Source organism: Blastomonas fulva, assembly GCF_003431825.1.
Taxonomy (GTDB): domain Bacteria; phylum Pseudomonadota; class Alphaproteobacteria; order Sphingomonadales; family Sphingomonadaceae; genus Blastomonas; species Blastomonas fulva.
In genome coordinates, this window is record NZ_CP020083.1 from 2,216,729 (window position 1) to 2,230,626 (window position 13,898).

The 13,898-nt window shown below is 63.8% G+C and carries 15 protein-coding genes; 5 read left to right on the forward strand and 10 right to left on the reverse strand.

Going from position 1 to position 13,898, the window contains the following annotated elements:
* Positions 1-181: 181 nt before the first annotated feature.
* The 5 genes from B5J99_RS10390 to B5J99_RS10410 all read right to left on the reverse strand — a co-directional run bounded on the left by B5J99_RS10390 (position 182) and on the right by B5J99_RS10410 (position 5,164).
* Positions 182-763 carry a hypothetical protein gene (locus B5J99_RS10390; RefSeq protein WP_117352352.1) on the reverse strand — a complete coding sequence of 194 codons (582 nt, stop codon included), beginning with the start codon at positions 761-763 and terminating at the stop codon, positions 182-184.
* A 182-nt stretch (positions 764-945) separates the two neighbouring features.
* Positions 946-2,571: a SulP family inorganic anion transporter gene (locus tag B5J99_RS10395; protein WP_117352353.1), complete on the reverse strand. Its 1,626-nt coding sequence runs from the start codon at positions 2,569-2,571 to the stop codon at positions 946-948.
* Positions 2,572-2,604: 33 nt separating this feature from the next.
* Positions 2,605-3,276, reverse strand: a complete 672-nt coding sequence (locus tag B5J99_RS10400; RefSeq protein WP_054134464.1) for a carbonic anhydrase — start codon at positions 3,274-3,276, stop codon at positions 2,605-2,607.
* 33 nt (positions 3,277-3,309) lie between these two features.
* Entirely contained in the window at positions 3,310-3,651 is a 342-nt protein-coding gene (locus tag B5J99_RS10405; protein WP_054134463.1) for an ArsR/SmtB family transcription factor, read from the reverse strand.
* Between the two features lie 73 nt (positions 3,652-3,724).
* Positions 3,725-5,164, reverse strand: a complete 1,440-nt coding sequence (locus B5J99_RS10410; RefSeq protein WP_069049527.1) for an AMP nucleosidase — start codon at positions 5,162-5,164, stop codon at positions 3,725-3,727.
* 165 nt (positions 5,165-5,329) lie between these two features.
* On the opposite strand from B5J99_RS10410, the gene B5J99_RS10415 reads away from it, so the two are divergent.
* On the forward strand, positions 5,330-5,863 hold the full coding sequence (locus B5J99_RS10415) for a YbjN domain-containing protein (protein ID WP_054134461.1): 534 nt from the start codon (positions 5,330-5,332) through the stop codon (positions 5,861-5,863).
* Positions 5,864-5,966: 103 nt separating this feature from the next.
* Here the strand turns inward: B5J99_RS10415 and rplI are convergent, their stop codons facing one another.
* The 5 genes from rplI to B5J99_RS10440 all read right to left on the reverse strand — a co-directional run bounded on the left by rplI (position 5,967) and on the right by B5J99_RS10440 (position 10,045).
* The gene (gene rplI / locus B5J99_RS10420; RefSeq protein WP_054134460.1) at positions 5,967-6,578 is read right to left on the reverse strand and encodes a 50S ribosomal protein L9; all 612 of its coding nucleotides are present in this window, start codon (positions 6,576-6,578) and stop codon (positions 5,967-5,969) included.
* A 12-nt stretch (positions 6,579-6,590) separates the two neighbouring features.
* Positions 6,591-6,815, reverse strand: a complete 225-nt coding sequence (gene rpsR, locus B5J99_RS10425) for a 30S ribosomal protein S18 (protein WP_017670246.1) — start codon at positions 6,813-6,815, stop codon at positions 6,591-6,593.
* A 20-nt stretch (positions 6,816-6,835) separates the two neighbouring features.
* Positions 6,836-7,195, reverse strand: a complete 360-nt coding sequence (rpsF, locus tag B5J99_RS10430) for a 30S ribosomal protein S6 (RefSeq protein ID WP_054134459.1) — start codon at positions 7,193-7,195, stop codon at positions 6,836-6,838.
* A 183-nt stretch (positions 7,196-7,378) separates the two neighbouring features.
* Positions 7,379-8,521 (reverse strand): GGDEF domain-containing protein, encoded by a 1,143-nt coding sequence (locus B5J99_RS10435; RefSeq protein WP_117352355.1) that lies wholly within the window; start codon positions 8,519-8,521, stop codon positions 7,379-7,381.
* A 117-nt stretch (positions 8,522-8,638) separates the two neighbouring features.
* Positions 8,639-10,045, reverse strand: coding sequence for a phosphotransferase family protein (locus B5J99_RS10440; protein WP_117352356.1), 1,407 nt, complete (start codon positions 10,043-10,045; stop codon positions 8,639-8,641).
* Positions 10,046-10,185: 140 nt separating this feature from the next.
* On the opposite strand from B5J99_RS10440, the gene fabD reads away from it, so the two are divergent.
* The 4 genes from fabD to fabF all read left to right on the forward strand — a co-directional run bounded on the left by fabD (position 10,186) and on the right by fabF (position 13,895).
* Positions 10,186-11,124, forward strand: a complete 939-nt coding sequence (gene fabD, locus B5J99_RS10445) for an ACP S-malonyltransferase (RefSeq protein ID WP_117352357.1) — start codon at positions 10,186-10,188, stop codon at positions 11,122-11,124.
* A gap of 181 nt (positions 11,125-11,305) precedes the next feature.
* Entirely contained in the window at positions 11,306-12,043 is a 738-nt protein-coding gene (gene fabG / locus B5J99_RS10450; RefSeq protein ID WP_117352358.1) for a 3-oxoacyl-[acyl-carrier-protein] reductase, read from the forward strand.
* A 139-nt stretch (positions 12,044-12,182) separates the two neighbouring features.
* On the forward strand, positions 12,183-12,419 hold the full coding sequence (locus B5J99_RS10455; RefSeq protein WP_023836488.1) for an acyl carrier protein: 237 nt from the start codon (positions 12,183-12,185) through the stop codon (positions 12,417-12,419).
* Between the two features lie 219 nt (positions 12,420-12,638).
* Positions 12,639-13,895, forward strand: coding sequence for a beta-ketoacyl-ACP synthase II (gene fabF, locus B5J99_RS10460; RefSeq protein WP_054134454.1), 1,257 nt, complete (start codon positions 12,639-12,641; stop codon positions 13,893-13,895).
* Positions 13,896-13,898: the final 3 nt, after the last annotated feature.

Sequence of the window (13,898 nt, forward strand, 5' to 3'; positions counted from 1 at the left end):
CGAGAGCCGCAGCATCTGCCCCTGTCTGAGGTCGCAGCGACCGATGACCGGTCGTTAGAATGATGGGGCCTGCTCTCCTGAAGCGGGGGGCGCCTCTTGCCGGAAAACAGGCCCCGAGGCACCGCGCATGAGGGAATCGCGCGCAGCACCTATCTGTTGGGCGGGCTACAGCCGGAGCTGATTACCGCTTGGTGTTGGTATACGGCGCACCGGCAGCGCTGGTCGTCGAGGGAACAACGGTCGGATCGACATAGTCGCTATTCTCGTCGGCCTGCGGCGCAGGATCGACCTTGCTCTTGCGGGTCAGCGCGATGGCTGCTGCGATCAGCGCGATACCGCCAGCCGCAAGGCCGATGGCCACTGCCGGATGCGCCCGTGCCTGGTCGGCGGCGTATTTGCTGTTCTGGCTGACCTTGGCGGAAAGCTCGCGTGCGGCAACCGTCAGACGCTCAGAGGCATCTTGCGCTAGTTCGCCGGCCTTGTCGCGAAGCGGGCCCATTTCGGTGGTCAGCGCCTTGGCATTGTCCGAAATGATGTGCGCGGCAGCGTTCGCGTTGCGGCGGGCGAGGTCGGATGCGATCCGGGCGTTCTCCGAAATCACTTCGCCGGCCAGCTTGGCGGTTTCGGTGGCCTTGGCGCGCAGTTCGTCGCGGTGGTCATTGACCGATGCAAATGCACTCGCAGCTTCCGTGCGGGCACGTTCGGCGAGGTTCAGCGCGTCTTCCTTGATGCGCGCTGCAGCAGTCTTGATGGCATCGCTCATAGATAATCTCCTTGGCTTCATCGGCTGGGGTTACCATTCCGTTGATGGAGGCATTACGCCGACCACCGCCAAATGTTCCCTTGATCCCGACACAAACTGCATGGTTTTCGACAGAGGAATGCAAAAAGGCCGCCGGGTTGCCCCGACGGCCTTTGTTTCTGTAGCAGTTAGAGAGGGTTGGATCAGGCAGCCGGCTCAAGCACCGGCGGGGCTTTTTTTGGCCCCTCTCCCGGCTGGTCCGGATTGCCGTCGAACTGATCCTGCATCTTCTGGTAAGGCGATGCATAGCGATCGCGAAGATCCTTCCACTCCATAATCATGGTGCCGCCCGTGGCGTTATGCTGCTTCTCCCATGCGCCCAGCATGTCGAGGCAGGCGTGGTCGATATGGTCGAGATGTTCGACATGCACGTGCACTTCGCGGCCCGACTTGACGGTTTCCAGCACGCTCGCAAGCCGTGGGATCGAGAAGAAGGTTGCCGATCCGTGCAGGAACACATCGGTGCGGTTGGCCATCTCGTCGTCCTCCAGATCAACCCGCACATGCGTGAAGGTGTACACCACCTTGGCGGTGGCCAGCACGAAGCCGATGATCACGCCGGTGAGCAGATCGAACACCACGATGCCGCCCAGCGTCGCGAAGTAGATCACCAGTTCGATCCGGCCATAAGAGGCGATCTTCTTGATCTGTGCGATGTTGACCAGCTTGTAGCCGGTATACACCAGGATCGCGGCCAAGGCTGCGGTGGGGATATAGGCCAGCAGCCAGGGCAGGGCGGCAACCGTGCCGAGAATCCAGACGCCGTGCATGATCGCCGAGAGGCGCGATTTGCCACCGGCCTGGACATTCGCGGACGAACGCACGATCACGCCTGTCATCGGCAGCGCGCCGACCGCACCGCACAGCATGTTGCCGATGCCCTGCGCGCGCAGCTCCTTGTCGTACTTGGTGCGCGGGCCGGTGTGCATCTGGTCGACCGCGGTGGCGCACAGCAGCGTCTCGGCGCTGGCGACGAACGCGAAGACCACACCCAGTAGCAGGATGTCCATCGAAAGGCCGCGCTGAAAGGCTTCGGCCGTGGGGATGTTGAGCGATGCTACGATGTTGTCCGGCACGGTAACGCGGTTGATGTCGAACCCGGCGAACAGCGCGACCAGCGTGCCAACGATCACGGCGATCAGCGGGGCGGGGACGACGGCGAGCGACTTGGGCTTGAACTGGTTCCACAGCAGGATCGCAGCGATCGTCGCGACGCCAACCATGGCCGCGAGGTGATGGCTGTCCATCGCCATCGGGAACACGGCCTTGTAGATCGCCTCGGGGATCGAGATCAGGTTCTCGAGGCCGCTTCCACGCGGGCTGTCATCGATCATCACATGAAACTGCGAACCCAGGATCAGCACGCCGATCCCGGCGAGCATCCCGTGAATGACAGACGGCGATATCGCACGAAACCACTGGCCGAGCCGCGCGACCCCTGCCATCAGCTGCAGCGCGCCGGCGATCAGGCCGACGACACCCATCATGATCAGGCCGTGCTCTGCCACCAGCTGATAGCACAACACGGCAAGACCCGCCGCCGGTCCGCTGACCTGCAGCGGAGAACCGGCGAGCGAGCCCACGACGATCCCGCCGATGATGCCCGTGATCAGCCCCAGCGCAGGCGGTGCGCCCGATGCAATGGCAACGCCAAGGCACAGGGGCAACGCCACCAGGAACACGACGACAGAGGCCAGCAGATCCTGTGGCCAGCTTTTCTTCATCGTCTCGAATTCACCCATCGGGGCGGTAGTCGCGGTCATGATCATGCTCCTGGGGATCGGATGGTCAGGGACTCAGGTTCAGGCTGCACATTCATGCTTGGCCACGGCAATCGCGGCCATTTCACTGGCGTAATGCTCGTGCACGGCCACGAACTTGCCGGTGGTGTCATCATAGGCGGTCACATCGCCCGTGCGGATATCATAGACCCAACCGTGGAGCTGAAGCTCACCCGCGGCGAGCCGCGCGGCGACGGCGGGGTGGGTCCTGAGGTGATTAAGCTGCAGGATGACATTTTGTTCCAGCAGCATCTGCATCTTGCCCGCATCATCGAGGTTGCTGCCCAGATGGTTTACCACTTCGACCGCAGCGCGGGTATAGCCCAGCCATTCGCGAACATGGGGCAGGCCGTCCAGACCCTCGGGGTTCATCGCACCCTTCATGGCACCGCATTCGGTGTGCCCGCAGATCACGATGTGCGGCACCTTGAGCGCAGCAACCGCGAACTCGATCGAGGCGGTCATGCCGCCGGTGTGGTTGGTGTGCGGGGGAACGATGTTGCCTGCATTGCGGCAGATGAACAGCTCGCCCGGATCGGTCTGCGTGATCATCGCGGTTTCGATGCGCGAGTCCGAGCAGGTGATGAACAGGGCTTCGGGCGACTGGCCCTTGGCGAGGCTTTCGAACAGCTCCTGCTTCTCGGGGAAGACTTCGGTCTGGAAGCGGACGACGCCTGCGGCGAAATGGGGCATGGGGAGGCTCCTTCTTGATAGATGTCTAAAGGGTCAGGACCAGAGTTCTCGCACTTCCTGCAGCTCTCCGGCCAGGGCCGCCGGGGCGCGGGCCTCGACAAAGGCCAGACCTTCGGTGATCCAGCCCGCGATCTGCGGCTGGGCAAGGCTGTAGAGGTGCTGTCTGCCGTTGCGCCGTTCCGCAACCATCCGGGCAGCCCGTAACAGGCTGAGATGCTGGGAAAGACGGGTCGGGGGCAGGTTGAGCCTCTGTGCGAGCGTGTTCACGTCACACTCGCCCGTGCGCAGTTCCTCGATCAGACGTATCCGGTCGGGATGCGCGATGAGCTTGAAGAACTCGGCAAGCTCACGGGCGATAGGGATGCGCTTTGGCATGAGTCGCAGGCTGGCGCATCTTCAGCCCTGCGTCAATGCATATCTGCAAATATATGCAGGCGTTATGATAAAGTTACCGGAACGGCGGCTCGTTGAAGGCGCGCAGCTTGCGGCTGTGCAGCGAGTTGCTCTCCCCGCGCAGCATTTCGCAGGTGCGGATTCCGATCTGCATGTGCGCGGCGATCGCCTCCTCGTAGAAGCGATTCGCCTGGCCGGGCAGCTTCAGTTCACCGTGCAGCGGCTTGTCCGATACGCACAGCAAAGTGCCGTAGGGCACGCGGAAGCGATAGCCCTGTGCGGCGATGGTCGCGCTTTCCATGTCGATTGCCACCGCGCGCGATTGCGAGAACCGCAGCGCGCTGGCCGAATAGCGAAGCTCCCAGTTCCGGTCGTCGGTGGTGACCACCGTTCCGGTGCGCATCCGTCGCTTGAGATCGGCGCCGCTGGTGCCGGAGATTTCCTCCGCCGCGCCGGCCAGCGCCTGCTGGATTTCCGCGATGGGAGGGATCGGGATTTCCGGCGGCAGCACATCGTCCATGATGTGGTCGTCGCGCAGATAGGCATGGGCGAGCACATAGTCGCCGATCCGCTGGGTGGGGCGCAGGCCGCCGCAATGGCCGATCATCAGCCACACTTCGGGGCGCAGCACGGCAAGGTGATCGGTGATCGTCTTGGCGTTGGACGGGCCGACGCCGATGTTGACCAGGGTAATGCCGCCGAAATCGGGCGCGATCAGGTGATAGGCGGGCATCTGGTGGCGCCGCCATGCGCTGTCGGCCACCAGCTGGCTGGGGTCGGACCCCGGCTGATCGGTGTACAGCCCGCCCGCGCCCGACAATGCGGTGTAATGGCCCTTGCCGATCTGGCTGCAGGCCCAGCCGACGAATTCATCGACATAGCGGTGATAGTTGGTGAACAGGATGAAGCGCTGGACATGCTCGGGCGGGGTGCCGGTGTAGTGCCGGAGCCGCGCCAGCGAGAAATCGGTGCGCAGGCCATCGAACAGCGACAGCGGGCGGTCCATGCCCTGGCCGAACGGCAGAAAGCCGTCGGCGATCTCGTCCCCGATATCGGCAAGCTCGGTGGTCGGGAAATGGCGGGCGAGTTCGAGCGGGGTGATTCCCCCCAGGTCCATCCCGGCGATCCCGTCGAGCACATAGGGGAAGGGGATTTCCTGGGTGCTTGCCTCGACCGACATGGCCACGTCGTAGTTCTCGCGCAGCAGGTTCAACTGCTCGGTCAGATAGTCGGCGAACAGGCGTGGCCGGGTGACGGTGGTGGTGTAGAGCCCCTGCGCGTTCAGCCGCCCGAACGCCAGGCCGGTGGAGGAGCCGCGCTCGCGTCCATCATACTCGATCCGCAGCAGCGGATAGCTGAAACCGCCATTGCGGCGCTGCTCCGCATCGGGGAGCGTTCCATGCTCGACAAAGGCCCGGATGGCGGTCTGGAGATTGGCAACCGACTGCTCATAATGGTCGGCAAGGGCGGTGATGATCTGGTCTACACTGTTCATGTTCGACGCTTAACGACTTTGCGCGACACTGTCATTACCGGAAAATGACCGCCCCGCTGCGGTTTTTCGAGAGCTTGCAACCTGCGACAGGCACCGCTTATGATGCACCCCACACACCAAAGGGGGGGGCAGGAGATGACGATGCACAGGCGAGTGACATTGCAGATGTTGAAAACGGGTCTGGTGGGCTGCCTTGTGCTGGCCGCCGCGCAGATGCCTGCGCTGGCGCAGCAACCGCCGTCCGGCAACCCGGACGACATGACCGAAGTCAACGCCTTCACCCCGGCGAGCGTGCGCCAGATCCTGTCGTCCTTCGGCACCGCCATCACCATTGCCGACCGCCAGACGCCCGAGGGGCGCCCGTTCGTCGAGGCGAGCTTCGGTCAGCTGAAGATCAACATGTTCTTCACCGCCTGCCCGCCGGGGCAGCCCGATCAGTGCCAGGGGCTTTACCTTCTCGCGTTCTGGCCCAAACCGGCGGAGCGCAACCTTGCCAACCTTACCCAGGCGGCAGGCGACTTCAACCGGCTCTACGAGTTCAGCAAGGCGGGCGTTTCGGTGGCGGGCGAGCCGTTCGTGGCTCGGTATCTGATCAGCGATTTCGGCGTGAAGCGAGGAACGCTGCGGCGCGAGGTCACCAACTTCGTGGTGCTGGCGCAAAGGTTCAACCAGGAAGTCGTCGCGCCGCCTGCGCGGTAACACGACCGATCCGCGCGGCCGCGGGCGGGAATGACACGGGCAACAAAAAAGCCGGGCTCCTTTGGGAGGAACCCGGCTTTTTGTGTGTCGGTATCGAACCCGATCAGGCGTCGGTATCGTCGCCTTCGGCTTCTTCGGTCTCATCCTGCGGGATGAGGCCCGGTTCGGCATTGGGGTCAAACTTTTCGACGAAGCCGGCAGGCTGCTGGTCTTCTTCGAACATCTGACGCATCACGTCGACGCCGGCCTTCTGCAGCTCGGCTTCGTCATCGCTGCGCGCAACGTTGACGGTGACGCTGACCGAAACTTCCGGGTGCAGCGCGATCTTGACCGGGAACACGCCCAGCGTCTTGATCGGGCGTTCCAGGATGATCATCGCCTTGGTGACGGCGGTGGCACCAGCTTCGTTCAGCGCATCCGAGATATCGCGAACCGAGACCGAGCCGTAAAGCTGGCCGCTGTTCGACGATGCGCGGATGAGGATGACCTGCATGCCATCGACCGTTTCGGCACGCTTGGCAGCTTCGTCACGCTTGGCGACGTTGTCGGATTCGATGCGCTCACGGTTGGCTTCGAAGACCTTGCGGTTGGCTTCGTTGGCGCGCAGGGCCTTCTTGTTGGGCAACAGGAAGTTGCGGGCATAGCCGTCCTTCACGGTGACGACGTCACCGATCGAGCCAAGCTTCTCGATCCGTTCGAGCAAAATGATCTGCATGTCTCTTGCTCCTTACTTCACGATGTACGGCAGCAGGCCGACGTGGCGTGCGCGCTTGATAGCCTTGGAAAGTTCACGCTGCTTCTTGCCGGAAACGGCAGTGATGCGGCTGGGAACGATCTTGCCCCGCTCGGACATGAAGCCCTGCAGCAGGCGCACATCTTTGTAATCGATGGCGGGAGCATTCTTGCCCGAGAACGGGCAGGACTTGCGGCGGCGGAAAAATGGGCGTGCCATGTGTCTTTATCCTTCCTGGCTCAAGCGTCGCGGTCGCGGCGGGGGCGACGTTCGCGGTCCTGCTTGCGCATCATGACCGACGGGCCTTCTTCCAGCTCGTCGACGCGCACGGTCAGATAGCGGATGACATCTTCGTTGATCGACGTCTGGCGTTCCAGCTCGGCGACGACGCCGGCGGGGGCGTCGATGTTGAGCATCACGAAGTGCGCCTTGCGGTTCTTCTGAATCTTGTAGGCGAGGTTGCGCAGGCCCCAGGTCTCGGTCTTGGTGACCTTGCCTGCGTTCTGTTCGACAATCTCGGTGGCGGTCTGGGCCAGCGCGTCTACCTGGGCCTGTGACAGGTCCTGGCGCGCCAGAAAGACATGCTCGTAAAGCGGCATGTATTGGCTTCCTTTACTCATCTGCCGATCGCTGATGCGCGCACCATGCAACGCACCCCTCCGGCTTTCTTCGAATGCCCGCAGACGATCAGTCGTCCGAAGGCAAGCGCGGGCTAATACCCAGAACCTTGAAGAAAGCAAGCGCGGAGACGAGAAAAAGAGGCATCTGGAAAGGATTCCCGATCAATTCGAGGAGTTGAAGATCAGCACCTTGTTGCGGCCGCTGTGCTTGGCTTCATATAGGGCCGCATCGGCATTGCGCAGAACCTGGCGGTTGGGTTCGCCCGGATTGAACGGCGCAATGCCTGCCGAGAAGGTTACCCGGCCGATATTCTGGCCGTTGTCCTTGTTGACCAGCGAACGTTCGGCCAGCTCCTCGCGAACAGCGTCGATCTGCTGCTTGGCTTCCTGGGTGCTGGTGTTTTCCAGCACGATGACGAACTCCTCGCCGCCATGCCGGGCCAGATGGCAGTTGCCCCGGCCGAACCCGTCGAGCGTCTTGGCCACCAGCTGCAGCACGCGGTCGCCCGCTTCATGGCCGTGGGTATCGTTGACCTGCTTGAAGTGATCGATGTCGATGAACGCGACGGAGAGAGGCTCGAAGCGCTCCTTGGCACGGATCGTTGCGGCGGAGAACTGCTGTTCGAACGCCCAGCGGTTGGGGAGGCCCGTCAGCTGGTCGCGCTGCGCCTTGTCGTTGGCCTCGTCGAGCCGGTTGCGCATCTGGCTGAGCTTCTTGGTGCTCTGGTCGAGGCTTTCGCTCGCCTTCTTGGTCGATTGCAGCATCTGCGAGGTGATCTTGAGCAGCGCCTTGAACTGCGCCTCGATCGGCATGTCGGCCTGGTCGGCCGGGTCCAGATCGCGCATCCAGTCGAGCCGGGACTGCAGCACCTCGGCATAGGCCATGCTTTCCTTGCCGCTCTTGCTCAGCGTCTTGAAGCCGCCAGCAAGCAGCGTCTCGCTCTCGGCGACAAGCGCGTTCAGGTCCTTGACCTTCATCTGGCCTTCGCATTCGTCCAGGATTTCCGCAACGATCTCGGGCGACAGCCGCCCGTTGGCATCGAGCTTGCGGTTCACAGCCTCGCGCAGCATCATGTTGCCGCCGTTGAGATATTCCCACGCCAGCCGGTAATGATCGGGCACCGGGTCCAGCTGAACCTGTTCAAGGAACGAGAACACCTTGAGGTACTGGAGCTTGCTGATGTTTTCAAAGACGGTTTCTTCCCGCGGGGCGTCGTCCTCCGCCTTGGACTGGCCCGCCAGGATGGAAGCCGCCAGCTTCATCCGGTCCCTGAAATTGCCTCGCTGTACCTGGTGTTCCGCCATCGGTTGAGCCCAATCGTCCTTAATCAACTCTTCACCAGCATTAACGACCGCGCGTCGCAGGCCTTAAGTGGAAACTTGATGTCGAGACGATTTTGTAACCTGGCGTAACCGGACGGGTCAGGGGGGCGAGGTCCAAAGCTGCCGGGCGACCGCCAGTCCGGCATAGCGCGGCTGGTCGATCAGGCAGTTTTCCACCGCCAGCCGGCGCAGATGATCGTGCTGCATCCGGGTCACGCTGCCAGGCTCGCAGCGCAACCGCTTGCGTAAGGTGCCGGCATCCATGCCGATGTCGGCAAGCCTGTGCTGCTGCAGGGCGGCAAAGCCCGGGCCCATGGCGGCGTCGCGCGCGGCCATGCCCAGCGCGTTGATCGCGACCTTCGCCTCGAACCTTGCATGGCCGCTGGCCTGGTCCGCGATCTGCGCATCGAGCCAGCCGCTCACCGCACCGATCAGCGCCGCGCCGCTTGGCACGCCGTTTTCGGTTGCGTGCTCCGCCTCGGGCCATGGCATCGGGGCTTCTGGCGACGGCAGGTCGTCGGACAGCATCAGCAGCAGGTCGATCTCGACCTCGGACGCGCGCCGCCCGATCACCAGCCGCTCGGGCCCCTCCCGCTCGCTTCGCCGCCAGATATCGGCCATCACCAGGCAGCACACCCCCCACCACAGGCACGAATAGACCAGCCAGAAGCGGAAGCGCGCCGGATCGACCGCATGGCCGGTCAGCGCCTCGTAATGCTGGAGCATGGCGCCGGGCTGCGCAAAGCCGCCCAGCATCTGATCATAGCGGCCGAAGCGCCAGCTGGGGATGCAGCCAAAGGCAAGGTCCTGCACCGGGTCTCCCAGATGCGCGAGCTCCCAGTCGAGCACGGCGGACAGGCCATCGGGTGTCAGCAGCAGGTTTCCCATGCGGAAATCGCCGTGGCACAGCGAAGGCTCGACAAGGGCGGGCAGGGCACGCTCGAGCCAGCCGAAGGCCAGCGCATAGATCGGCGAGACACCGCCCAGCGAATGCCAGCGCTGCTCGAGCTCGGCGACCATCTCGGCAGGGCTGCGACAGGGCAGTTCGGCGGGAAGGCGGCCCGGAGATATGGCATGGATCGCCGCGAGCTGCTCGGCCCATTGGCGTGGCAGGCCTGCCAGCGCCTCGCCATAGGCAGGGTCGCGCAGCAGCACCTGCGGCAAGGCTTCGCCAGCGGCGCAGGCCATGATGAAGCCTTCGCCAAGCCCGTCCTCCGGTCGCAGCCGCGCGCGCACCGCCGGCACCATCACCCCATGCTCGCCCGCTCGCTCGATCACGTCGGCCTGGCCGTCGAGCGAGAGGCTGGCGGATTCGATCGCCGCATCGTCGCCGCTCAACCCTTCGGGCATCCGCCGCAGGATCAGCGGCTCGTCGCCCCAGCCAAAGCGCCAGCTCTGCATGCTCGCACCGCCGGAAAGCCGCTGCAAACCGCTCAGCGGACCGTCGCCGCCCAGCCGCTCGCGGCAAAGCGTTTCCAGCGACGCTGCAAAAAGTGTATCGTCCATGGCGAGGTGTTAAGTGATCGATTAACAGGCCGCAAGCACCTTGCAACGCTGCGTCATCGGAGATAACGGGCGGCGCTTGTCGCGCGAGGCCGGGGGGTCTTGCCAGCGACGGACAGATCGGGGCGAGGGACAGCAGGATCATGACACGCGCATTCATTTTTCCCGGACAAGGCAGCCAGAAGGTCGGCATGGGCAGGGAGCTCGCCGCCTCGAGCACCCAGGCGCGCGAGGTTTTCCAGGAGGTCGACGATGCGCTGGGGCAGAACCTGTTCCGACTGATGTGCGAGGGCGATGCGGACGAGCTGCAGCTGACCGAAAACGCCCAGCCTGCGATCATGGCCAACGCCATCGCCACGCTGCGCGCGCTGCAGCATGAAGCAGGCACCGGCAGCCCGGTCAGCTTCGCCTATGTCGCGGGGCACAGCCTGGGTGAATATACCGCATTGTGCGCAGCCGGATCGTTCGATCTGGCGACGACGGCGCGGTTGCTGAAGATCCGTGGTCAGGCAATGCAGGCGGCAGTACCGGTCGGCGTCGGCGCGATGGCGGCGCTGCTGGGCATCGAGTTCGAGCAGGCTGTCAAGGCCGCCGAGCAGGCGGCGCAGGGGGAGGTGTGCGCGGTCGCCAACGACAACGCGTTCGGCCAGGCGGTCATCTCGGGCCATGCCAGCGCGGTCGAACGCTGCCTGCCGATCGCCAAGGAGCTTGGCGCGCGCAAGGCGATGATGCTGCCGGTCTCGGCCCCGTTCCACTGCGCGCTGATGCAGCCTGCGGCCGACCGCATGGCCGGCGCACTGTCCGAAACCGAAATCCGCGAGCCTGTCGTGCCGTTGTTCGCCAACGTCACCGCAGCGCCGGTGAGCGACCCTGCGGAAATCGGCGCGCTGCTGGTCGAGCAGGTCACCGGCATGGTGCGCTGGCGCGAATCCGTGATGGCGATGCACGCCGCTAGCGTGGATCAATTCATTGAGCTGGGCGGCAAGGTGCTGGTCCCGATGATCAAGCGCATCGTCGAGGATGTCGCCTGCGACAGCCTGGTCGACATGCGCGATATCGAAAGCCTGTTGGAGGCGGTGTGATACTTGCTCCTCCCCTTTGACGGGGGAGGATACGAAGGCTTGGCAGCTTGCTGCCTAGCCGGTGTTGGAGAGGGTTGGGCGGTGTCCGCATTCCCCTCTCGCGCTGCGACTGGGTGGCAAAGCCACCAAGTCTCGCGGCCTTTCCCGCAAGGGGAGAGGCGTTAACAGTCAGGAGACTTCAATGTTCGATCTTACAGGCATGACCGCCCTCGTCACCGGCGCCAGCGGCGGCATCGGTTCCGCGATCGCGCGCGGACTGGCGGCGCATGGTGCGCGGCTGGCGCTGTCGGGGAGCAACGCAGCCAAGCTTGATGCCTTTGCAGCCCAACTGGGCGGCGACCATGTCACGCTGGCGTGCGACCTGTCCGACCCGGCTGCGGTCGATGCGCTCGTGCCGCGCGCGGTCGAGGCGCTGGGCGGGCTCGACATTCTGGTCAACAATGCCGGGATTACCCGCGACAACCTCGCGATGCGGATGAAGGACGACGAGTGGTCCGACGTGATCCGCGTCAATCTGGAAGCCGCGTTCCGCCTGTGCCGCGCGGCTGCCAAGCCGATGATGAAGGCGCGCTTCGGCCGCATGATCTCTATCACCAGCGTGGTCGGTGCCACCGGCAATCCGGGACAGGCCAATTATGCTGCGTCCAAGGCTGGCCTTGTCGGCATGTCCAAGGCGCTGGCGGCAGAGCTTGCCAGCCGCAACATCACCGTCAATTGCGTCGCCCCCGGCTTCATCGCCTCGGCCATGACCGAGGTGCTGCCCGAGGGGCAGAAGACCGCGCTGCTGGGCCGCATTCCGGCGGGCAAGCTGGGCGAAGGGGACGATGTCGCCGCCGCCGTGATATATCTTGCCAGCCGCGAATCCGGCTATGTCACCGGCCAGACGCTGCACGTGAACGGCGGCATGGCGATGCTGTGACCTGCCGTCGCGGGCAAGCAGCGCGGCGCATCCACCATGTTTGGCTGCGCCCGCCTCTTGCCAGCGATCAAAAGCCGCATTAGGGCGGGCGGGTATTTTCGTTCGCACATCCATTTACACACTATTGAAGGAACTCTGAATGAGTGAGACTGGGGACCGCGTTAAAAAGATCGTGATCGAGCATCTCGGCGTTGAAGCAGAGAAGGTCACCGAGGACGCAAGCTTCATCGACGATCTGGGCGCTGACAGCCTCGACATCGTCGAACTGGTGATGGCTTTCGAGGAAGAGTTCGGAGTTGAAATTCCCGACGACGCCGCCGAGAAGATCAGCACCGTCAACGATGCCATCGAATATATCGACAGCCACAAGGGCTGATCTGCAGCTGACACAGGGGCTGGGCCCGAAGTGCCTGCGCAAACCGCACCAGCGGTCGCAGGAGGGCAGCGTCGTCATGATGCAGATGGCGACCATGTGAAATAGGATGGCTTCCCTGTCTGTCGCGGTGCGACCGGGGAAGCCATTTTTCGTTCCGGCCAGTGCCCTCGAGCGTTTGAGGGAACTGATCGCACAGAAGATATGCAGGAGTGAGGGCGTATGCGCCGCGTAGTCATAACGGGTCTGGGACTGGTCACGCCATTGGGGGCGGATGTCGAGACGACATGGGCGAACCTCATCGCCGCCAAGTCGGGCGCGGGACCGATCACCCGGTTCGATGCGAGCGATCAGAAGTGCCGCATCGCCTGCGAAGTGAAGCCCAAGGACCATCCCTGGGGCTTCGATGCGGACAAGCGCGTCGATCACAAGGTCCAGCGCCAGGTCGATCCGTTCATCATCTATGGCATCGATGCTGCGGGCCAGGCGCTTGAAGACGCCGGGCTGACCGACATGAGCGAGGAAGAACGCTTCCGCGCGGGATGCTCGATCGGTTCGGGCATTGGCGGTCTGCCGGGAATCGAAAGTGAATCGCTGCTGCTGGCCGAAAAGGGTCCGGGCCGCGTATCGCCCCACTTCGTCCACGGTCGGCTGATCAACCTCATCTCGGGCCAGGTTTCGATCAAGTACGGCCTGATGGGACCCAACCATGCCGTCGTCACCGCGTGCTCCACCGGAGCACACTCGATTGGCGACGCAGCGCGGATGATTGCGCTCGACGATGCCGATGTCATGCTGGCGGGCGGCGCTGAAGCGACGATCTGCCCGATCGGCATCGCCGGCTTCGCGCAGGCGCGCGCGCTCAACATGACCTATAACGACCGCCCCGAACAGGCCAGCCGTCCCTATGACCAGGATCGCGATGGCTTCGTGATGGGCGAGGGCGCAGGCGTCGTCGTGCTCGAAGAGTACGAACGGGCCAAGGCGCGTGGCGCAAAGATCTATGCCGAGGTGGTGGGCTATGGCCTCTCGGGCGACGCCTATCACGTGACCGCGCCGCAGCCCGAAGGCAGCGGAGCCTATCGTTCAATGGAAATGGCGCTGAAGCGGGCGAACATGACCCCCGCCGATATCGATTACATCAACGCTCACGGAACTTCGACGATGGCCGACACCATCGAACTGGGCGCGGTCAAGCGGCTGTTCGGCGATGCCATTTCCAACGTTTCGATGAGCTCGACCAAATCGGCCATCGGCCATCTGCTGGGCGGCGCGGGCGCGGTCGAGGCGATCTTCTGCATTCTTGCGATCCGCGATCAGATCGTCCCGCCGACGCTCAACCTCGACAACCCGAGCGAGGGCTGCGAGGGCGTCGATCTGGTGCCCCACACCGCCAAGAAGCGCAAGGTGACCGCGGTGCTCAACAACAGCTTCGGTTTCGGCGGCACCAATGCCAGCCTCATCATGAAGGCGGTATAACGC